Source organism: Azorhizobium oxalatiphilum, from assembly GCF_014635325.1.
Taxonomy (GTDB): domain Bacteria; phylum Pseudomonadota; class Alphaproteobacteria; order Rhizobiales; family Xanthobacteraceae; genus Azorhizobium; species Azorhizobium oxalatiphilum.
Window position 1 is genome coordinate 1692488 of sequence record NZ_BMCT01000001.1, and the last position, 18022, is coordinate 1710509.

Here is an 18022-nt window from a genome sequence, read left to right on the forward strand (position 1 = left end):
GGGAGCCAGCGGCGCGGGTATGCGTAGGCGCGTGAAGTGAAATTCGGCGGGATCAGCCCGCCAGAAATACAAATACGGTTCTTATGTAAGGCGGGTTTCATCCTCCCTAGCCTCCCTAGGCTCCCACTGTTCAAAAATACGTTTTGTAATTCAACGGGTTGTCTGGGTGGTGATCAGAAGGGAAAGCAAAATGGCTTCCCTCCCTACACTCCCTAGCCTCCCATGGCTTGGAATGGGTGCTTCATGAAGCGGGTGGATATCGAACAACTGGTGCGGTGGACCTATCGGGATGAGCTGCCGAAGGTGGAGCGCGACACGGACTTCTCCGCCGGTATCCCCTCGTCCTGGTCCTCTCTCGCCCGTTATGGCGAACTGCTGACCGTGGTGCAGGAAGGCGACATCGTGAACCGCTGGGGTCTGGTGCCGTTGGACGGCGATCACGAGCCGCATCCCGACGCCCTTGTCGTGGCCGACGCGGTCGAAATGCTCGGTGAATTCGAAGTGGCGCTGCCGGACGGTTGGAGCCCTCTGTCCGACATGGGCGATCTCGGGCCGGAGGGCGTTGAGGCGGTGCGGCGGGGGCTGGATCGCCTCTCGCCCGTCGATCCCAACGGCCGACGCACCCTTCGCCAGCCTCTTGCGCGCCTGATCATCCGGAATGCGGTGCTCGGTTGCGCGCCGTGCTGGGAGGCCGAAGCGCCGGAGCGTGTCATGGTCACCGGCGCGAATGGCAAGCCGCTGTGGTTCCGGCACCTGACGGAGACAACTCCCGGCGCCTTTGGCCCCGTCACCAGCACCGTCGAGGTCGACGGCTTCAACGCCTCCCGCCAGCGGCCCTATCCCGGCGCCTACCGGAAGTTCGCGCTCCTGCCTGATCCGACCTTCGCGGTGGTGGAGCGGGGCGAGTATGAGCTTTGGGTTGCGGCCCTCGGCCTGCTGGTGGAATTGCTCGACGGCAAGCTCTCCGCTCACATCCCCACGCCCAGCGCTCGGCTGTCGCGGCCGTGGGAGGTCAGCGCGCCGGAAGGGCGAATTTTGCCATCCTTGGTGGTGCCGGCACCCGTGCCTCGCAGGAAGCCGAGCAGAAGCTCAATCTCCGCTTGACGCGCGGCTGGATCTTGGTGCATCACTTGTCACGGATAAATAGAAACCCGGTTCGCTACTCGCGAGCCGGGTTTTTTCTTGGGCAAGGGGAGGTGGCGATGTGACCGTCCAGACCACCTTCGATGCCACCGACTTCCTCCGCGTCGCCCGCATCTTCGAGCGCCTGCCGCCGGACATTCAGGCGGTGGCCTTCCGCCGGGCGGCGGGCCGAACCCGGAGCGTTGTCGAGCGCAACTTTGCCCGCTTCTCGGCGCTGCACATCAAGGTGCCGCAGAAGCACGTCAAGGCACGCATGCGCTCCAGCCTCTCGGGCGGCGACGTGACATTGGTGGTTCGCTCCACCAACATCCCGCTGAATGAGATCGGGGCGCAGCAGCGCGGTTACGGCGTCCATGTCCGTGGGCGAGGCCGATACGAGGGGGCCTTCATTCCGAAGGCCTCGGCCAAGCGCGCGGCAGGTCTTGTCCTCAAGCGCATCGGCGAGCGCCGATTGCCCACCGAAATGCTGTTCGGTCCCAACCCGGCCAATGCGGTGGACCGCACGCCGGCGGGTTATGAGGACATGCTGTCGGAGATCGCGAGGGGCGAGTTCGCCTCGGTCATCCTGCAGCAGGTCACCTACCTGCTGAGCAAGGGCTGACCTCCGCCGGACTTGCGGGTCGGCCCGCGGGTCAGCGCGGCCGGGGTGCCCCGGTCGCCCGGCGGGGTCGCGGTGTGACATTCGTCCCGTTTCGGCCCCCAAACGTGACCCCGCCGCAACACCTCGGCCCCTCCCGGCGGCCGACCAGGGGGCAGGCCCCCCCATTCAGGGACCGTACCGAGCCAGAAACCGAAAGGACGGGAGCGGCGCCCCCGGCTTTTCGCCAGTGTGGGGGCTCGCAGGCGGTACACGGCACGCACGCGTGCTGCACGCATCAATGCACGCGAGGAATGCGACCATGCGCACCACCTATCAGCGGCCGGACGGCTCCACGATGGTGGAGGTGGCGCCGCATTGCTTTGTTGAGCGGGAGGCGGCGCTGCGGCTCGGCCTCATTCTGAAGTAGGCCGACCGTGGACGAGCAGGGAGAGTGGCTCTCCATCACCGATGCGGCGGCACGGCTGACTGCGGCGGGGGATGCGGTCGATCGGTCCACGCTGTCGCGCTATCTGAAGCAGCATGGCGAGGCGCTCCCGCTGCGGGCCGCCGGCAAGTCCAACCTCGTTGAGTTCGGTGCGCTCCAGCAGCATCGACAGGAGAATATCCGCATCCGCTCGATGCCCGCCGAGGTGCGCCCCGCGCCCGGTCGGGCTGTGGCGGCTCCGGCACCGGGACGCTTCGTCGGGAGCCAGGCGGACGGGGCCGCCCGCAAGGTGCAGGCCGATGCAGAGATGCGCGAGATGGATCTCTCGCTGCGCCGGAAGGAGCTGGTGCCGGCGATCGAGGTTGACCGCGCCGGTCGGTCGGCGGTGGCGCTGATGCAATCGGCCTATGAGCAGGCGCTGGAGAGCGAGGCCTCGAGCGCATCGCTGAAGTACGGGTGGGATGAGCGCACATTGCGCATCGTCCTGAAACAGCTGGTGCGCAAAGGGCTCGAGGCATTCAATCGCGAACTGCTCAAGAGCATCGACACCATGACACGGTCGGAGGAGGGGACGGCCGGCCAGCCTGACTGATCGGGAGCTCCATGTTTGACGCACGCGCTGCCTTTCCCGCTCTGCCGGATGGCGGCGTGGCGCTGTTCGGTGCGCTGGAGGCTGCGAGCCGGCAGCAGGATGAGCTGACGATCAGTGAGCATGCGGATCTCTTCCGCAAGGTGTCGGCGGAATCGGGTTCGCCCTGGCCGGGCGACTTCCACACCGCGCGCGTGCCCTATTTGCGCGAGCCGCAGGACTGCCTGCATCCCGACCATCCGGCCCGCCGGGTGGTGGCGCGGTGGGCGGCTCAGCTGGGCAAGTCCACGGCCATCGAGAACTGGTTCTGTTTCATCGTCGATCGTGCGCCGGGCTCGATGATGATCGTGCTTCCGACCATGGATGAGGCGATCAAGTTCAATCGCATCAAGCTGCAGCCGACTATCGACGCGTCGCCGCAGATCGAGCACAAGGTGATGCCGGTCTCCAGCCGCGACGAGCAGGGCTCCACCACCAGCTTCAAGAAGTTCGCCGGCGGGTTTGCCCAGATCGTGAATGCGGGTTCCTCCAAGGGCCTGCAGATGGTGTCGATCAAGTACCTCGCCATGGACGAGGTGACGGGTTACGCCAAGGACGTGGATGGGCGCGGCTCACCCCGCGATCAGGCCCGCGCGCGCCAGAAGTTCTACGGTGATCTTGCCAAGGAATGGCAGGGATCGACGCCCGGTATCGTGGGCGACTGCGTGGTCACCGCAGACTTCGAGGCCGGCGACCAGCGTTATGTGTACGTGCCTTGTCCGCACTGCGGCAGCTTCCAGGCGCTGGAGTTTGACCAGATGCGCGGGCCGGATGCGGCCCGCGACCTGCCGGCGCATTTCCGGTGCATCAGCTGCGACGGCGCCATTCTTGACGGCCACAAACCGGAGATGCTCGCGCGTGGCGTGTGGATCGCGCGTCGGGTCTCGGAGGGTGAGGGCCCGGTACCGCTGGCGATCGCCGAGGCGGATCTCGCGCGGTGGGCCTGCCTGCCCTGCGAAGGGCGGTGCCGCCACTGGCAGCCGACCTACCATCTCTGGGCGGCCTATGCGCCGCGCGAGAAGTTCGGCGCGATCTGGACCCGGTGGGAAGAGGCGCAGGGCGACACCACCAAGCTGCGGGTGTTCTACCAGCAGGATCTGGCGCTTCCTTACGATCCCGGCGGCGTCGCGGTCGAATGGGAGAAGGTGGTCGAGGCGAGCCGGAAGGTGCCTTATCCGCCTCGCGTCGTGCCCTCGGGTGCCGGTCTCATCGTCTCGGCGGCGGATGTGCAGGGCTATGGCATCAAGTGGTCGGCCTATGCCGTCGGTCCGCTCGGTCAATGGTGGCTTATCGACCGCGAAGTCTTCGAGGGCGCTCCGGATCAGAGCGACGAGCCATGGATCGGCCTCTCCGATGCGCTCGCCCGGCGCTATCCCACCGCCGGCGGCGGGGAACTGGGGATAGAACTGTCCGGCGTCGATACCGGCTGGGCGACGAGCCGGGTCTATGCCTTCTGCGCCGGGCGCCCGAACGTGCTGGCGCTGGACGGGCGTCACCAGCGGGGCCTGCCGTGGCTCGGCACGCCTTCGAAAAAGGACGTGAAGGACCGCCATGGCCGCGTCGTCGCGAAGGTGCTGCTCTATCCGGTCGGCCTGTACGACGCGAAGACAGCGGTGGTGGCGGGCCTCGCCAATCTGGTGCAGGGCCCCGGTGCCGAGGGCATGTGGCCGCGCAACACGCTGCACCTGACCTCGGAGCTTTGCGACGACGACTTCGCCCGGGAAATGACGGCGGAGCGGCTGGTCGATCCGGATGAGGAAGCCCGGGCGTCCGTGACGCGTCGCGCGCGCAGCCTGATCAGTCCGAAGGCGCCACGCGAGTGGAAGAAGATCGTCGGCCGGGCCAACGACTGGTTTGACGCGGCCGTCTATTGCCTCGCGCTCGCCTGGCAGTTGGAACGGAAGTTGCGCCTCACGGCTGAACGCTGGGCCGATCTGCTGGTGGAGGTGCATGGACAGCCGGTAGCGCCGGATCTGTTCTCAGCCACGCCCGATCCGTTCGTGAAGAAGCCGCGTGAGCCGGTGGAAACCGGCGAGCCCCGTACACCGCGCCCGCCGCGAAAGCGTTGGGGCGCCTACAACTGAGGTTGCGATGAACGCCGACGCGAAGCCGCGGGTACGGGTGCAGGCCGGGTCGCGTCCCGCCACCCGTGTGCCCGCCGGCAGCGCGCCGGCGGCGCGGCCGGTGGCGCGTTATCTGCGGGATGACCGCTCCGGCACGCTCTCCATGCGCCGGGCCGTCACCCGTGACGGCTTCATCGACGTGCGGCAGGCGGCGGGGCGAGCTTCGGCGCTGGCGCTGGACTTCCTGCACAATTGCGGCTGGATCGCCGGCATTGCTGATCAGGTGATCGTTGATACGGTCGGCACCGAGCTCAAGCTCAACCTGCGGCCGGACCTCACGCGCCTAGGCTATGACGAGAAGGAGCGATCCACCTGGTGCCGTCTCGTAGAGGGCGAGTGGCGCCGTTATTCTTGGAACCCGGCCGAGTGCGACCTCGCCGGCAAGTCCACGATTCCCGAGATGCTGGACGGGGCCATGCGCCACTATTTGGCCTATGGCGAGGGCTTCGGTGTGCTGTCCTACCTGTCGGCGGCGGATCGCGCGCGCTACAGGATCGCCACCGGCACCAAGGCCACGCTGGTGGCACCGCATCGCCTGCCGGCCCGCACGAGCGAGATGGAAGGCCTACAGGACGGTATCTTCCACGATGCCAACGGCCGGCCGACGCATTTCCGGTTCCGGCGCCGGGAGGATGGGTTCGAGCGAGACATGGACATCGCGGCGCGCGATGAGGCTGGCATTGCGCAGGTGTTGCATGTGATGGACCGGGGCGCCAATCCCGGAGCCTATCGCGGCATCTCGCCCATGGCGCCCATCTTCAAGGTGATCGCGCAGTATGACCAACTGGCAGACGCCACCCTCGCGACGGCGCTGCTGCAGACCATCTTCGCCGCCACCATCAAGAGCCCGGAACCGTCGGAGAATGCGTTCAAGGCGCTCCAGACGCTCGGCGACACTGACCCGCCGGCGGCCTGGGATGGCACCGACGCGGAATGGCGGGCGCAGGTCAGCGGCGTCGTGTCCGACCTCATCGACGTGTGGGGGCAGCGTATCGAGGCGCTGAAGAGCGGCGGCATCGACCTGTCCGAGACGGCCCGCATCGGCCATCTCGGGCCGGGCGAGGAGTTGGTGTTCCACACTGCCCAGACACCGGGCTCGGCCTATCAGCCGTTCTCGGCCAATCTGAAGCGGGAAGCGGCGCGCTGCATCGGCGTCACCGCCACCAGCGCCTCCATGGATTTCAACGGTGCCACCTATTCCTCGGTGCGCATGGAGGCGGCGACCATCTGGCCGCTGGCCGTGCGCCGGCGCGAGCGCATCCCGGCGCCGCTGGCGCAGGGCATCATGGAAGCGTGGCTCGACGAGATGATCGCCACCGGTCGCATCCCCTTCAAGGGTGGCTACCGGGCCTTCGCCGCGAACCGGGACAAGGTGTGCTGGAGCGAATGGCAGGGTCCGGCAGCCCCTACGGCGGATGACTTCAAATCCGCCAATGCCGCGGCGGTGCGACTGGAAAAAGGCCTGTCCTCGCTCTCCGACGAGTGCGCCCTCGGCGGCAAGGATTGGGAGGAGACGGCGCGTCAGCGGGCGCGCGAGCGCACCGTCATCGTGGAGGAGCTCGGCTTGCCGGATCCGTTCCAGCGCATGAGCGGCGGTGCGGGGCCGGACGGCGCGGCAGCGGATGGGCGGCGCGAGCCGGAGGCGGCCTGACATGGCGAACATCGTGACGATCCGCGGCGCCCAGGTGGACGCGGACGATCCGTGCGCGCTGTGGCAGGCGCTCTACGCCTTCAAGCTCGCAGTTCTCGCGGGCGAACGCGTCGAGGAGATCGAGGTGCGCTCGCCGGTCACCACCCGGCGCAGCCGCTTCGGCGCTTCCAGCATGTCGGACCTCGAGGCCGAGCTCGACCGGCTCCAGGCCTCTTGCGAGGCAAAGTCCGGACGGCGGCGTCGCTACGCGATCCGCGGCACCTATCGACCTTACTGAGGATCACCCCATGGCTGCGATCATGGACGGCGGGAAGCTGCGGCTCTCCGGCTATGTCGGCGAATATTTCTTTGAAGACGGCTTTACCGCCTCGGACGTGGTGATGGCGCTCGCCGGCATTCCGCCCGGCGATGAGCTGGATGTGCACCTCAATTCGGGTGGCGGCATCGCCACGGAGGGGGCGGCCATCCATGCGATCCTGATGGCCCGTCCCGGCACCACCAACATCGTGGTGGAGGGGATAGCGGCCTCCGCCGCCTCGCTTATCGCCATGGCGGGTGACACCGTGACCATGGCGGCGGGCGCCACCATGATGATCCACGATCCCGCCACCATCGCCTGGGGCAATGCGGACGAGCATCTGAAAGCGGTGGAGGAGCTGGAGGCGATCGCCACGGCTTATGCCCACGTCTATGCCGCCAAGTCCGGCAAGAGCGCCGAGGATTGCCGCGCCATCATGAAGCGCGAGACCTGGTTCACGCCCGATCAGGCGGTGGAGGCGGGCTTCGCCGATGTCACGGCGCAGGGCAAGGCCCGGCCCGTTGCGGTGGCGGCCTTCGACTATCGCGTCTTCGCCCACGCTCCCAAGCGGCTCGTGGCCATGGCGAAGGCGAACAATTGGTCCTTCGGGCCCAACGCGCGGGCGACTTCGTCCGCACCACCCCGTCAGCAGCAGGAGCCATCCATGACGGTCGAGACCAATGGCGGGGTCGATGCCGCCGAAATGCAGCGTCTTCGCGAGGAGAACGCGAAGTTGACCGCGGAGAAGGGTGACCGGGAGCGCCGCGACGCGATCGCCGCGCTGCCGGAGGCCAAGGGCCGCGAGGCCATGGCCAAGGCGCTGGCGGATTCCGGCGTCTCCATCGAGCAGGCCAAGGCCGGTCTCGCCGCCGCACCGGCGCCGACTGCGGAAGGATCGGAGGACGAGACCGGCACGGACCCGACCGCCTATGACCGCCGCCGCGCCACCGCCGCCGGCCTCAACAGCGGCAAGCCGCCGGCCAAGAAAGGCGACCGCGCGGTGCTTGCCGCCGCCGTCGCCCGCACCAACAAGCGCCGCTGACGGGAGGATTTCATGGCCCAGACCCTGACCCAGGACCTCGCCGTTCGCACTGCGAACTACATCATCTCGGAAGCGAACGGCTATCTGTCTCGCGACCAGGTGCTCGTCGCCAGCGGTGCGGGCGTGGTTAAGCCCGCCACCGTGCTGGCGAAGGTGACGGCGTCCGGCAAGTTCGTGCCGCTCGCGCCTGCCGCCACCGACGGCAGCCAGAATGCCGCCGCCATTCTCTACGAGGGCTGCGATGCCACCTCCGTCGATGTGCGGCGCACGGTGAGCAGCCGTGCCACCGAAGTGCAGGCCGCCGTACTGATCTGGCCGGCTGGCATCACCGCCCCGCAGAAAACCGCCGCGCTGGCGCAGCTCGCTGCGCTCCAGATCATCGCCCGCTGAAGGAGGGGCTGATCCCATGGGACTCGTCACCGACGTCTTCAATGCCAACGCTTTCGGCGTGGTCGAACTGCAGGAAGAAATCGTCGAGAAGGTGGACTATAAGCCCCAGCTTCTCGGCCAGCTCGGTATCTTCGAGCCGGTCTATTCCCGCTCCCGCGCCATTGGCGTCGCGGAGAAGGATCGGCAGATGACGCTGATCCCGACTTCCGAGACCGGCGCGCCGCCGGAGGAACTCGTGCCCAAGGGGTCCTCCGTCAAGTTGTTCCAGGCCGTGCGTCTCGCCAAGGGCTCGACGGTCTATGCCATCGAGCTTGCGGGCGTGGCGGCGCTGCCTTTCGATGTGCAGACCAAGGAAGTCACCGAGGAGGTGTCCGACCGCACCGGCCAGATCATCGACGATCTGGAACTCACCTGGGAGCACATGCGCTTCGGCGCCATTCAGGGCCGGGTGCTGGACGCGGACAACACCACGGTGCTGGTGAACTGGTACACCGAGTGGGGCATCGCCGAGCCTGCGGAGATCAACTTCGCGCTCGGCACCGCCACCACCGACGTGCGCAAGCTCTGCCGCGATGTGGGGCGCACCATGCAGAAGGCGGCGAAGGGACTGTGGACCCCCTCGACCCGGATCGGTGCGCTGTGCGGCGACACCTTCTTCGATCAACTGGTGAACCACCCGCAGATCAAGGAGACGAAGCTCGGCACCGAGAAGGCGCCGCTGCTGGAGAATATCGAGGGCTATTCGGCCATCGAGATCGAGAACATCACCTTCATCAACTATCGCGGCACCGACGACGGCTCCACCATCGCCATCGGGTCCGACAAGGTGCGGTTCTTCCCCATCGGCGCGCGCGGGGCCTTCAAGGTGGGTTTCGCGCCCGCCAACGAGTTCAAGCCCTACCTCAACCAGCGCGGCCGTGAATTTTACGGCCTCCTGCTGGCGGATACGTCCGGTCGCGAGGCTTGGGATCGCGTCGAACTGTACAGCTACCCGCTGTTCATCGCGACCCGTCCCGAGATGCTGCTGCGCGGCCGGGCCGCGTAACCGGCCATGGGCTGGAATGATGCGCTCGCCGCCGCCGATCGCGCGGTGGCGAGCTATTTCGACACGACGGACTTCACGGCCACCGGCATGACCAAGCCGGAGCGGGCCGTGAATGCCGATGGCGTGGTGGATTCCGCGCGTCCGGCGTTCGACTTCAAAGGAACGCTGGAGAAGGCACCCGAATTCTCCGCCTTCGACACCACGAGCCGCCCCTCGCCGGCGGATCGCAATATCCGCAAGGTGGACCGGATCTGCCTCACCGCCGACAGCACCGCCTGGCCGTGGATGCCGAAGCAGGGCGACCGCATCCGGTCGGCATCGGCGCTCTATGCCCTTGCTGCCGAACCCGACAACGACGGCACGCGCCGCGTTGCCCTCTGGCTCAACAGGATATCCGGCTGATGCTTGCTGCCGCCGCCTTTCGCCTCGCCGTGATCGAGGCCCTATGCCCGACCGCCGCGGTGAACAGCGGCGAGGGATTTCCCACGATGGCGCTGTACCGTGTCTATGACAGCCGTGCCATCTCCAGCGCCGACCTCGATGCCGGCGCCACCTTCACCCCCTCGCTCTCGGTCTACACCGAGGATACGCGCGTCGAGCGGCGAGGCGACGCACAGGCACCGGCGGCCGGTTTCGCCCTCACCGATCTGGTCATCATCGCCGAGCTGTCCGAGCTTGCCCGCGACGAAAACGGCGCCGTCATCACCGAGCCCGGCGGCGGGCCGGTCACTGACGCGGTGATCAATGGCGACGCGAAGATGCAGATCATGCTCGCCGCCCTGACCGCGCAGGTGCGTGCCGTCATCGTCCAGAAGCCGGCGGGTGCGCCGGTGCGCAAGATCATGAAATCCGTGCGTGATGTGCGGATCGAGCCTTTCGGTCTGCCGCAGTACGGCGTGCGCTTCCTGCGCAACGTCATGACCTTCACCGTCGAGATCGGCGACGACAGGTTCACCGATGCTGCCGGCCTGCCGGAGCCTATCCGGAGCGTCGCTGAAGAGCTGCCGGAGGGCTCCTATGCCAAGGGCCGTCTCGCCGAGCTGGCGCAGGCCTTCGCCGCCACCACGCGCGCCCAGATCGAGGGCTTCACAGTGCGTTTTGATGCGGACGGCAAGCCCGCCATGCCCTTCGGCGAACAGGAAACCTGACCACCAGCCTCAAGGATCCGGACCCATGAAGTTCCGTGCCAAGCCCGGACTGCGCATCCCCATGCCCGATCGGTCCGGCCAGTTCGTGCCGGATACCGGCGAAGGGACGAGCGTGGACGAGCTCAACCCCTATTACGCCCGCCTCATCGCCGATCGCGACATGGTCCCGGCGACCGATGAAACGGCCGAGGCCGACCCCGAAACCACCGCGCCGGACACCGGCAGCGATGAAGGAGAGAACTGATGGCTATCGGCTTCAACACCATCCCCGGCACCATCGTCGCGCCCATCATTTCCTTCGAGATCAATTCCGGTGGGCAGTTCGAGAGCACCTCCCGCCTGCTACTCATCGGTCACAAGAACACCGGCACAGCGGCCGTCGACAACGTCCCATTCCGCTGCAACAGCGTGACCGAGGCGATCGCGCTTACCGGCAAGGGCTCCATGCTGGCCGAGATGATCATCGCGGCCCGGCGAAACGCCCCGGCGCAGGACGTCTGGTTGATGCCGGTGCCGGCCGCCGGCACTGCGGAGGTGCGCACCATCACCGTCGGCGCGGTCCCGGCGGCGGGCGGCTATGGCGTCATCGAGATCGACGGTCAGGAGATCGCCCTGACCATGGGCGCCGGCGATACCGCGGCTGCCGTTGCCACGGCGCTGGCGGCGGGCATCAACGGTTTTCAGGATCCGCTCACGCGCTCGGCGCTGCCGTTCACCGCCGCCGCCACCACCAATGTGGTGACGCTCACCGCCCGCTGGGCCGGCGAGATCGTGAGCGGCGTGGACATCTACGTGCCGCTCCTTGCCTCCGGCAACGCGTTCAGCGGCCTGCTCACCGTGGCCACAACCGCCGCCGGCACCGGGGCGCCGAACCTTGCGGCGGGTCTCGCGGCGTTGGCCGATGATCCTTTCGACTGGATCGTCAGCCCGTTCTCCGATGCGAGCAACGTCGCGCGCTATCAGAGCGTGCTGTCGGACATTTCTGGCCGTTGGGCCTGGAGCCGCCAGAGCTACGGCCACATCTTTACGACGAAGACGGACACGACGGCCAACCTCACCACCTTCGGCCTCTCCTACGACACGCGTCACGTGGCAACGTTCACTCGGCTGTCGGGCGGCGGCGACGCCACCAGCCCCTGGGTGTGGGCGGCAGCGAATGCGGGGCGCATCGTGCCCTGGCTGTCCGACGGCGCCCTCGGCAACGTGTCGCGCAACCAAACCGGCCTGGTGGTGGAGGGCGTCAAGGCGCCCCGTGATCGCACCCGTTGGATGAACGATTACGCCACGCGCAACGCCTTCCTGGTCTCCGGCCTCTCGACCTATGGCGTGCGGAGCGACGGAGCCGTGACCATCGACAAGGTGATCACCATGCAGCGTACGGATGGGGCGGGCAACACCGACACCACCTTCCGCGACATCCAGAAAATCGGCCAGCTGGTCTATGCGCTGCGCTATTTCCGCACCCGCCTGCAGGCGGAGCATGGACAGAAGGCGATCGCCAACGACAATCCGGGCAACCTGCTGGCGATCACCACGGTGAACGACATCCGAGCCACCATGGTGGGGGTCTATCGCTCCATGCCCGGCGTGCTCGAGAACGCCGAGACCTTCGTGGCGCAGCTGGATGTCCGGCGCAACAGCGACAACCCCAACCGGATCGACATCTACGCGCCTCTCGACATGGTCAACCCGCTCGATGTGATCGCGGCGAACGCCACCATCTACAGCCAGTTCGCCGCTGCGGCCTGAGGAGAGCAACATGGCAGGAAATGATTTCGGCGGGGAAATGCGTCTCCGCCTGGCCGATGGCACGAACCTCGTGCTGCGTACGGCCATGAAGCTCGGCACCTCCGGCGTGTCGGTGGAACCGGTGACCAATCAGGACGGCTCCGTGTCCCGTCAGGCCACCCTGAAGCCGCGCACTGCGGAGATCACCCTTGAAGATACCAATGTGGACAAGAACCTGCTCATGCGCGCGCCCCGGCAGGACATCTACATCGCCGAGGAATTCACCGGGGTGAGCCACGTGTTTCTCTCTGCATTCTTCTCCGGTGATTCCTCCGAGGACCGCGCCACGGGCGAATGGTCGGGCCTCGTCATCAACGGCTCCGGCTATCAGCGGATCGGCGGCTGATGGACGCTCTTCCGCTCTCCCGCACATACACCTCCGGCAGTTCCACCTTCGACAGGGTGGAGCTGCGCGACCCCACTTATGTGGACTATCGGCGGATCGGGCCGGTGTTCGATGTGCAGAAAGGCGTAGTGCTGCGCGATCGCGAAGCCGTGTTCGCCTATGTGGACGCGCTCACCACCAGCCCGCCGATCGGCGCACTTGCGGTGCTCAATCTCGGCGACACCGTGGCGCTGGAAGAGCACATCCTCGGTTTTTTCATCAACGCTCGCAGATCGCGGGCCTCGCCGATGAACTCGTCTTCCGGCTCGGATGGGATCCCGGATACGTCGATACCCTGACGCTCGACGAAATCGTCGATTGGTTCGAGCGCGCGGTGAACTGGCACCAGGCCGAGAGCCGCCGCCGACCCAAGGGGAAACGCCATGGCGCGTGAGATTGAAGCTCGCCTGAAGATCTCGGCTGTCGATCGGACTGCCAAGGCCTTCGAGACGCTGGAGCGCCGCCTCAAGCGAGCCGAGGCGGCGGCCCGTCGCGCCAATGAGATGCAGCGGAAGACCGCTGCGCTTGAGCGCGCGACGGCAGGGGTTGAGCGCGGCATCATTCTCGGCGGCGGCGCCCTGATGGGTGCCTACGCTGCCGCCGGTGGCGTGCGGGCAGGCCTCACGACGCTGACCACCTTCGAGAACGGCCTCACCGCGATCCAGAAAAAAGCTGGTCTGACACAGGACCAGATGAAAGGCGTCTCAGAGGAGGTGAAGAAGCTCGCCGGCAGCGACAAGCTTGCGGTTCCAATCGAAGAGATCCTTGCCGCTTACGAACGCGGTGCCGCCGCCGGCCTGCCGCTCGACGAGCTGCGGGACTTCGCGGAGCTGTCGGCGAAGGCGGCCGATGCGTTCGAGATGTCGGCAGCCGACGTGGGCAACGCCACCGCAGGCTTCAAGGTCGGCCTCGGCATCCCCATGAAGGAGATGCAGCAGTATTTCGACCTCATCAACACGTTGGGCGACAGCGGCATTAGCGACGAGAAGGACATCATCAACTTTCTCGATCGCGCCGGCGCCTCTCTGAAGAATTTCGGTCTCAGTGCGCAGCAGGCGGCGGCCTATGGCTCGGCGCTTTTGAACCTCAAGATGCAGCCGGAAGTGGCGGCCCGCATGATGTCCGCGATGACCAGCAACCTTATCGCGCCGGAGTTGCTGTCCAAGAAAGGGCAGGCGGCGCTGACGAGCGTGGTCGGCAACCTCGGGAAGTTCAAAAAGGCGCTGAAGGCCGACGCTCCCGGCACACTCGAAAAATTTCTCCAGAGCGTGTCCAAAATGGACAAGTTCCAGCGGGCCGAGAAGCTCGGCGCCATCTTCGGCAAGGAGTGGTCGGACGAGATCATGCGTCTCGTGGAAGGACTGGAGGAGCTTAAGAAGAACCTGAAAATTGCGGCTACGCCGTCGGATTTTCTAGGGTCGCTCGATAGATCCTACCAGCTCAAGCTCGGTACTCTCTCCTCCCAGTGGCAGCAGTTCAAGAACGAGATCGGCCTGATCGCAATCGACGTCGGCACCATCGGCCTGCCGGCGCTGAAGGATGGGCTGGAGAGGATCAAGACACTCGCGCACGAGATCGGTGAAGCGTTCAAAACCGACTTCGTACCGAACCTTGACATGAAGGCGCTCGACGACGCCCAAAATGCCATCGTCGATCTCAAGAATGATCTTGCGGCACTGTTCGGTCTGAACTCCAGCGGTTCCGAGATCGGTGCCTTTTTCCGCGACACAGCCAAGGCGGTGAACGAGATCGCCGAAGCGGTGAAGCAGGCCAAGGGCGTGGTCGATGCGATCCTGCATCCCGAAAAAGATGTCCAGCCGCTGACCGACGAGGACCGCCGCAAGTTGATTGCGGAGAATGGTCCATATCAGCCGAACTGGCTCGAGCGGCAATTCGCCACGGTGGGCAACGGGTTCTCGGATCTGATCACTGGAGAGAGTGAGGAATCTCGGGGCCCGTCCGGCCCAAATCGTCGCTTCGCCAACGGCTCGGGCTTTGGCAAGCCTGGAACCAAGCCGGCACAGCCCCTTGTGGGTGGTGTGGTCGGGAGTGCGCTCGATTGGCTTCTCGATGCAAATAGGGGCATGAACCAAGCTCATGAATGGCTTCAGCAGGGTGATTACTCGCTGCAGCCGGCAATGCCTGGTCGGTCGCCGATCAACCCGAACTCCATCCCCACGGAGGGTGGGCGCGCTGCAAGCGGCTTCGATCCGACCGCCGCATCCGCGGCTGCCACGCCTTCTATTCCCGCCGGTGGGCCCATGACCGTGCAATTCGGCGGTCCAGCTCCCGATGCGCTGAGGCAGGCGATGGAAGGTGCCAGCTCGCCCATTGCCGTCGCAGGTGCGGACGCGGCCTCTTCGATCGAAGGCGCGGCGCAGAAGCTGCAGGAGGCCGCGCGCGAAATCGGCGAGGAAGGGCGTCGCGCGGCGGAAGCCATTTCCGCGGCGCGCATTCAGGTGCCGGCCATTCCCGGTGCCCGTGGCCCGAACGCGAACCTTGGCCAATCCATGCCGACGGTCGGAACGCCGGGTGGCTAGGGTCGCATCTGCGCATTGATTTTGGGAATGTCGATCGCCTGACCGTTCCACGGTTCGACGGCGATCGGCTTCTGATCGGCGCTCAGTAGTTTCGTGTAACCTCTGAGGTGGGTCTTGGCCTTCCCGTTTACGATGTAGATCGTTGGCGTGGATCCGTGGACCTGGATCAAAAACAGACCGCCAATTCCACTCCCGTCGTGACATTTGACGAAGGTGTCATTGCCTTCTGTGAGGTGGGGGCAAACGACGGGATAATAGATATTGCGTGTGATGTAGTGGAGCTTAATGGCGTCCCTTGCAGCGCTGATCGCCTGCGGAGCGCTCTGAAATGCCACTTCTGCTCTGACCGCTCCAAAGGTCGAAAGCAGGATGGTGGCTGCAATGATCCCCATGCGCATGCGTGATCCCCCGGACGATTGATGCCTGCGGGACAGTAGCGTGCATCCCGATCGAGTCTATGCCTTCGCTCGAAAGGCATCCTGAGAGGAACCTTCCGATGCGCGCATGGGACAAGGCTTTCCGACGCGCGTCTTTTCGCGGCGCGCGTTTCTGGGTGGAGAGCGAGGATCCGGTCTGCGGTCGGCGGGTGGCAGTGCATGAGTTGCCCGCCGGCGAACGGCCGATCACCGAGGATATGGGGCGCCGCGCCGGCGAGTATCGCGTCTCGGCCTATGTGGCCAGTGACAGCGCTGACAGTGAGGGGCGGGGTCTGGAGGCTGCGTGTAGCGCCTTCGGCCCGTCCGTTCTGGTGCTGCCCATGGATGCCGCGCGAGCGGCGCACTGCACCAGCTGTACGCGTAACCGACGTCTCGATCGCAATGGCTACATCGCCTACAGCCTCACCTTCGTGGAAGCGGGTGGGGTGGCGGGCGGCCTTTCGGTGGGCGTCGGCCTGTCGCTGGGTATCGGCGGGATTTCGGTCTCGGCCGGTCTCGGAGGCGTGTCGATGTCGGCGGGGCTGGGCGGCCTTTCCGTCAGCGCGGGCATCGGCGGCATCGGCGGTGTGTCGCTCAGCGCCGGGATGGGCGGGCTCTCCCTGTCGGGTGGCGTCAGTCTTTCGGGCGGCGTCAGCGTGGCAGCAGGCTTCACGGCCCTGTCGGCGGTGCGGAACGTCTTCGGGGCCGGCGTCAGTGTCGCCGCCTCGGCCATCGCCAAGGTTGGATAGGAGTGCGGGATGAGCTGGCTGGATGATCTGGTGGCCCGCTTCGTCTCCGATGCGGACGATATCGCGCTCGCCCAGGCGGCGGCCGCCACGGTGGCCGGCGGCGGGGAGTTGGGTGCGCTCGCCCATCTCGAGCTGTGCCGGTTGGTGGGCGAAAGCACCACCGACACGCGCGGCCTGCTGCGCGCCCTGGATGACGTGTCCGGCGGCACGCGCGATCTCATCAGTGCGTTGGTGATCGCCTGTTTCGCCACGGTGCGGGCCGGCTATCCCGCGAGGCAGGATGCGCAGGAGGCCCGCACCGCCCTGACGGCGCGGGCCGATGGCGTGCTGGATGCGGCCGGCGCGGCCTACGGGGCCGAGGTGCACGCCTGGCTGATCCGCCTCGTGGGGGAGACCACGGTGCAGATATCCGCCATCGCCGCCACGCTGGCGCCTGTGGTGCGGGTCGAGACCGGCATTTCCCTGCCGTCCTCGCTCATCGCCTTCGACCTCTACGGCGATCCCGCCCTCGCCAACGATCTGGTGGGGCGCAACCGCACGGGCACGGCCATGCTGATGCCGGTGCGCCTCGAAGCACTGGCGCCCTGAGCCATGGCCTTCGAGACCATCACCCTTATGGTGGCGGGCGTCCCATTGCCCTTCACCGATTGCACCCTCACGGCCGGCGCCGAGCAGGCCGTGAGGAGCGGTTCCTTCGAGGTGGCCTGGACCGGCCCCGGGCTGCCGTGCCGGGAGGACACGCCTTGTGTCGTATTGATCAGCGATGATGTCTGGCTCACCGGCTATGTGCGCGACGTGAACTGGGAGCATGACCGGGCGAGCCGGCGATATTCGGTTTCCGTCGTGTCGCGGACGGTGGATGCGACGGAAACTTCCATCGACCATCCCACCGGCAGCGCCACCGACGTGGACCTGAAGACCATCGCCAAGACATTCGACACGGCGGGCGTCGGCGTGGAGGTGGTGCTGGCGACAGCGAAGAAGGCGGTGCACCAGATCCTGCCGGGCGAGACCCTGTTCCAGACGCTCGAACGGGAGGCTCGCGCCCATGGCGCGCTGATCTACGACACGCCCAAGGGCAAGCTGAAGATCATCGACAAGCCGGAGGGCCGGCACAAAGGTGCTCTCAGGCTCGGCGTCAACATCGTCCGCGCCTCCGGCACGCTGTCGGGCCAGTTCAATTACGACAAGGTGAAGGTGCGGGGTCAGTCTTCCTTCGGCACGCGAGGGGGCGCCCTGCGGCCCGAGGCGGAAGCGAAGGGCACGGCCGATCGCAAGCGCACGCTCATCATCTATCACGAAGGGGAGGCCACCTCCGAGCGCGTGAAAAAGCGGGCGGGCTGGGAGGCCAAGCGCGCTGCCGGGAAGGGGAAGACGGCGCGCTTCACCGTGCCCGGCTGTCGGGACGAGGAGGGGAAGATCTATGCCCCCAACCATCTGATCCCTGTTCAGGACGATTGGGGCGGCCTGCGGCAGGACATGATCATCGCTGCACTGACGATCCGGCAGGACGAGGACAGCGGCACCACCACCGAATTGACGGTGAAGGATCCCCGCGCGCTGGGTGGCGAGAACCCGCGCGGCGAGAGCGCGGAAGGCTGGGCCGCGCCGGGCGCGACACCGCCGACCTTCCGGGAGGACTGACGAAAAA

General features: G+C 66.5%; 20 protein-coding genes. 19 read left to right on the plus strand and 1 reads right to left on the minus strand.

Annotated elements, in window-relative coordinates; all coding sequences use genetic code 11:
• Positions 1–243 precede the first annotated feature (243 nt).
• From IEW24_RS07590 to IEW24_RS07665, 16 genes are all read left to right on the plus strand, one after another.
• The gene (locus IEW24_RS07590; RefSeq protein WP_188576845.1) at positions 244–1104 is read left to right on the plus strand and encodes a hypothetical protein; all 861 of its coding nucleotides are present in this window, start codon (positions 244–246) and stop codon (positions 1102–1104) included.
• Positions 1105–1204: 100 nt separating this feature from the next.
• Entirely contained in the window at positions 1205–1744 is a 540-nt protein-coding gene (locus IEW24_RS07595) for a hypothetical protein (protein WP_188576847.1), read from the plus strand.
• A 413-nt stretch (positions 1745–2157) separates the two neighbouring features.
• Entirely contained in the window at positions 2158–2760 is a 603-nt protein-coding gene (locus IEW24_RS07600) for a hypothetical protein (protein WP_188576849.1), read from the plus strand.
• Between the two features lie 56 nt (positions 2761–2816).
• Positions 2817–4880: a terminase gpA endonuclease subunit gene (locus IEW24_RS07605; protein ID WP_244644209.1), complete on the plus strand. Its 2064-nt coding sequence runs from the start codon at positions 2817–2819 to the stop codon at positions 4878–4880.
• A gap of 7 nt (positions 4881–4887) precedes the next feature.
• Positions 4888–6570 carry a phage portal protein gene (locus IEW24_RS07610; protein ID WP_188576853.1) on the plus strand — a complete coding sequence of 561 codons (1683 nt, stop codon included), beginning with the start codon at positions 4888–4890 and terminating at the stop codon, positions 6568–6570.
• 1 nt (position 6571) lies between these two features.
• Complete coding sequence (locus tag IEW24_RS07615; protein WP_188576855.1) at positions 6572–6847, plus strand: hypothetical protein; 276 nt, start codon at positions 6572–6574, stop codon at positions 6845–6847.
• 10 nt (positions 6848–6857) lie between these two features.
• Complete coding sequence (locus tag IEW24_RS07620) at positions 6858–7910, plus strand: head maturation protease, ClpP-related (RefSeq protein ID WP_188576857.1); 1053 nt, start codon at positions 6858–6860, stop codon at positions 7908–7910.
• Between the two features lie 12 nt (positions 7911–7922).
• Entirely contained in the window at positions 7923–8300 is a 378-nt protein-coding gene (locus IEW24_RS07625) for a head decoration protein (RefSeq protein ID WP_188576859.1), read from the plus strand.
• Between the two features lie 16 nt (positions 8301–8316).
• The gene (locus IEW24_RS07630; protein WP_188576862.1) at positions 8317–9345 is read left to right on the plus strand and encodes a major capsid protein; all 1029 of its coding nucleotides are present in this window, start codon (positions 8317–8319) and stop codon (positions 9343–9345) included.
• A 6-nt stretch (positions 9346–9351) separates the two neighbouring features.
• Entirely contained in the window at positions 9352–9747 is a 396-nt protein-coding gene (locus tag IEW24_RS07635; protein WP_188576863.1) for a hypothetical protein, read from the plus strand.
• Complete coding sequence (locus IEW24_RS07640; RefSeq protein ID WP_188576866.1) at positions 9747–10493, plus strand: hypothetical protein; 747 nt, start codon at positions 9747–9749, stop codon at positions 10491–10493. The genes IEW24_RS07635 and IEW24_RS07640 overlap by 1 nt, the downstream gene beginning before the upstream one ends.
• Positions 10494–10518: 25 nt before the next feature.
• Positions 10519–10737: a hypothetical protein gene (locus IEW24_RS07645; protein ID WP_188576868.1), complete on the plus strand. Its 219-nt coding sequence runs from the start codon at positions 10519–10521 to the stop codon at positions 10735–10737.
• On the plus strand, positions 10737–12242 hold the full coding sequence (locus IEW24_RS07650) for a hypothetical protein (protein ID WP_188576870.1): 1506 nt from the start codon (positions 10737–10739) through the stop codon (positions 12240–12242). The genes IEW24_RS07645 and IEW24_RS07650 overlap by 1 nt, the downstream gene beginning before the upstream one ends.
• Before the next feature lie 10 nt (positions 12243–12252).
• The gene (locus tag IEW24_RS07655; RefSeq protein ID WP_188576872.1) at positions 12253–12627 is read left to right on the plus strand and encodes a hypothetical protein; all 375 of its coding nucleotides are present in this window, start codon (positions 12253–12255) and stop codon (positions 12625–12627) included.
• Positions 12627–12965 carry a hypothetical protein gene (locus IEW24_RS07660; protein WP_188576873.1) on the plus strand — a complete coding sequence of 113 codons (339 nt, stop codon included), beginning with the start codon at positions 12627–12629 and terminating at the stop codon, positions 12963–12965. The genes IEW24_RS07655 and IEW24_RS07660 overlap by 1 nt, the downstream gene beginning before the upstream one ends.
• 84 nt (positions 12966–13049) lie before the next feature.
• Complete coding sequence (locus tag IEW24_RS07665; RefSeq protein ID WP_188576875.1) at positions 13050–15206, plus strand: phage tail tape measure protein; 2157 nt, start codon at positions 13050–13052, stop codon at positions 15204–15206.
• Here the strand turns inward: IEW24_RS07665 and IEW24_RS07670 are convergent.
• Complete coding sequence (locus IEW24_RS07670) at positions 15203–15604, minus strand: hypothetical protein (protein WP_188576876.1); 402 nt, start codon at positions 15602–15604, stop codon at positions 15203–15205. The two genes, IEW24_RS07665 and IEW24_RS07670, sit on opposite strands and share 4 nt — an antisense overlap.
• A gap of 98 nt (positions 15605–15702) precedes the next feature.
• On the opposite strand from IEW24_RS07670, the gene IEW24_RS07675 reads away from it, so the two are divergent.
• The 3 genes from IEW24_RS07675 to IEW24_RS07685 are packed head-to-tail and all read left to right on the plus strand — an operon-like array spanning position 15703 to position 18015.
• Complete coding sequence (locus IEW24_RS07675; protein ID WP_188576878.1) at positions 15703–16371, plus strand: DNA circularization N-terminal domain-containing protein; 669 nt, start codon at positions 15703–15705, stop codon at positions 16369–16371.
• Positions 16372–16380: 9 nt separating this feature from the next.
• Positions 16381–16959 (plus strand): hypothetical protein, encoded by a 579-nt coding sequence (locus IEW24_RS07680; protein ID WP_188576880.1) that lies wholly within the window; start codon positions 16381–16383, stop codon positions 16957–16959.
• 3 nt (positions 16960–16962) lie between these two features.
• Complete coding sequence (locus IEW24_RS07685; protein ID WP_188576883.1) at positions 16963–18015, plus strand: phage baseplate assembly protein; 1053 nt, start codon at positions 16963–16965, stop codon at positions 18013–18015.
• The last annotated feature ends 7 nt before the right edge of the window (positions 18016–18022 follow it).

What these genes read in the sequence shown, in the direction of transcription:
- IEW24_RS07645 (WP_188576868.1), top strand. Translation starts at nt 10,519, where the DNA reads ATGAAGTTCCGTGCCAAGCCCGGACTGCGCATCCCCATGCCCGATCGG.
- IEW24_RS07680 (WP_188576880.1), top strand. Translation starts at nt 16,381, where the DNA reads ATGAGCTGGCTGGATGATCTGGTGGCCCGCTTCGTCTCCGATGCGGAC.
- IEW24_RS07650 (WP_188576870.1), top strand. Translation starts at nt 10,737, where the DNA reads ATGGCTATCGGCTTCAACACCATCCCCGGCACCATCGTCGCGCCCATC.
- IEW24_RS07630 (WP_188576862.1), top strand. Translation starts at nt 8,317, where the DNA reads ATGGGACTCGTCACCGACGTCTTCAATGCCAACGCTTTCGGCGTGGTC.
- IEW24_RS07635 (WP_188576863.1), top strand. Translation starts at nt 9,352, where the DNA reads ATGGGCTGGAATGATGCGCTCGCCGCCGCCGATCGCGCGGTGGCGAGC.
- IEW24_RS07660 (WP_188576873.1), top strand. Translation starts at nt 12,627, where the DNA reads ATGGACGCTCTTCCGCTCTCCCGCACATACACCTCCGGCAGTTCCACC.
- IEW24_RS07670 (WP_188576876.1), bottom strand. Translation starts at nt 15,604, where the DNA reads ATGCGCATGGGGATCATTGCAGCCACCATCCTGCTTTCGACCTTTGGA.
- IEW24_RS07655 (WP_188576872.1), top strand. Translation starts at nt 12,253, where the DNA reads ATGGCAGGAAATGATTTCGGCGGGGAAATGCGTCTCCGCCTGGCCGAT.
- IEW24_RS07675 (WP_188576878.1), top strand. Translation starts at nt 15,703, where the DNA reads ATGCGCGCATGGGACAAGGCTTTCCGACGCGCGTCTTTTCGCGGCGCG.
- IEW24_RS07590 (WP_188576845.1), top strand. Translation starts at nt 244, where the DNA reads ATGAAGCGGGTGGATATCGAACAACTGGTGCGGTGGACCTATCGGGAT.
- IEW24_RS07640 (WP_188576866.1), top strand. Translation starts at nt 9,747, where the DNA reads ATGCTTGCTGCCGCCGCCTTTCGCCTCGCCGTGATCGAGGCCCTATGC.
- IEW24_RS07665 (WP_188576875.1), top strand. Translation starts at nt 13,050, where the DNA reads ATGGCGCGTGAGATTGAAGCTCGCCTGAAGATCTCGGCTGTCGATCGG.
- IEW24_RS07610 (WP_188576853.1), top strand. Translation starts at nt 4,888, where the DNA reads ATGAACGCCGACGCGAAGCCGCGGGTACGGGTGCAGGCCGGGTCGCGT.
- IEW24_RS07625 (WP_188576859.1), top strand. Translation starts at nt 7,923, where the DNA reads ATGGCCCAGACCCTGACCCAGGACCTCGCCGTTCGCACTGCGAACTAC.
- IEW24_RS07620 (WP_188576857.1), top strand. Translation starts at nt 6,858, where the DNA reads ATGGCTGCGATCATGGACGGCGGGAAGCTGCGGCTCTCCGGCTATGTC.
- IEW24_RS07615 (WP_188576855.1), top strand. Translation starts at nt 6,572, where the DNA reads ATGGCGAACATCGTGACGATCCGCGGCGCCCAGGTGGACGCGGACGAT.
- IEW24_RS07685 (WP_188576883.1), top strand. Translation starts at nt 16,963, where the DNA reads ATGGCCTTCGAGACCATCACCCTTATGGTGGCGGGCGTCCCATTGCCC.